Source organism: Pseudomonas sp. GM80 (assembly GCF_000282515.1).
In the GTDB taxonomy this organism is placed as follows: Bacteria; Pseudomonadota; Gammaproteobacteria; order Pseudomonadales; family Pseudomonadaceae; genus Aquipseudomonas.
The window spans coordinates 1-1,460 of record NZ_AKJD01000280.1 but is presented as its reverse complement, the minus strand read 5'-3'; the positions used below and the strand labels follow the sequence as shown (position 1 = coordinate 1,460).

General features: G+C 59.0%; 1 protein-coding gene. It reads right to left on the bottom strand.

Annotated features, from left to right (window positions below; genetic code table 11):
• The coding region (locus tag PMI37_RS30840) for a methyl-accepting chemotaxis protein (protein ID WP_008089031.1) at positions 1 to 1,260 on the bottom strand (1,260 nt) is incomplete at its 3' end.
• Positions 1,261 to 1,460: the final 200 nt, after the last annotated feature.

The following is a 1,460-nucleotide window of genomic DNA, read 5'->3' as shown; positions in this document are numbered from 1 at the left end:
GGCTTCTTCGGCGTTGCGCGCGACTTCCTGCACGGTGGCAGTCATTTCGTGCATCGCGGTGGCGACCTGATCGGTCTCGATTTTCTGGCTGTTCACCCCGGCGCTGGTTTGCTCGGTGACGGCGGACAACTCTTCGGCGGCGCTGGCGATCTGGGTGACGCCGTCGCGGATGCCGCTGATCAAGTCGCGCAAAGTCACGCCCATGCGCGCGATGCCTTGTTGCAGCACACCGAGTTCGTCGCGGCGGGTGACGGTGACGTTTTGGGTCAGGTCGCCGCTGGCGATGCGCTCGACCACGGCCAGGGTTTCTTGCAGCGGACGGGTGATCTGACGGGTGATGATCACCGCAGCGATCACGCCAACCAACAACGCCAGCAAGGTGCTGATCAGCTGGAAGGTGCGCGCCTGGGCGCTTTCGATGTCGCGACGGTCGAGCTGGATCTGGTACAGCTGCTCGCTCAGGGTCACGATGGTGGCGCCCTGATCAGTCATTTCCTTGCGGGCCTGCACGGCTTCGGAGTTGGCGTTTTTATACGCCATCAACGCGCTGCGGTAGTTGCCCAGCGCTGTCTCTAACTGGCGCAGAGCGTCCTGCTGAGAGTCAGCGAAATGCACATTCAGTTGCTTGAGGCTGGCGATTGCCACGTCGACTTGGCCGACTGCTTTCTGCTCGGTTTCGGCATTGGTGGTCGCGGTGTAGCCGCGCACTTCATAGCGCGCGAGGATGAACGCTTCCTTGGCGGTGGTGATCGCCTGGAACTGTTGAAAACGCTGCTCGCTCATGTCCATCTGCTGCACGCGCTTGCTGATCGATTCGATCTGGTTGTACGCGGTTTCGGCACTGGCGCTCATGGTGTCGCGCGCGCTGTTGCCGGTGCGATACGAATTGCGCATTTTGTTCAGCGAGGTCTGGTATTCAGCGATGGTCGCTGCCTGCTCCTTGAGCAGTTTGACGTTTTCCGGGCTCTTGAAGCTGTTGATCAGCTTCTGCTGTTGCGCGGCGAAACCTTCAAGGGTGGTCTGCACGTTCTGCGCGGCGGTTTCATCGCCATTGGTCAGCATGTATTGCAGGCGCACCACGCGCAGTTTGGTCAGACCGGCGTTGAGCTGGGTGATGTCGCTCATCCAGTTGCTACGGTCGATCAGGCCACCGAGGCTGGTCCAGCCTGTCAAGGCCAGCACGCAGGTCAGGGCCAGCACAAGGCCGAAGCCCAAGCCCAGTTTCATGTTCACGCTGATGTTGCCGAACCAGCTATTCATCAAAAATCCTCCAGAAACGTAAGGTTTCTTAGTCGTCAGTTAGGCTGGAAGATTGTTGTTTTTTTGAGCCAGCAAGGGTGTTAGCAGGTCTTTATCGGCCGCAAATGCGAGAGCTGAAAGGTTTTTGTCGGACAGAATTTGTAACAGACCGGCCCAAGACTTTTTTCACATGGGTTTCACCGGCTGCCGACGCCCGCCTC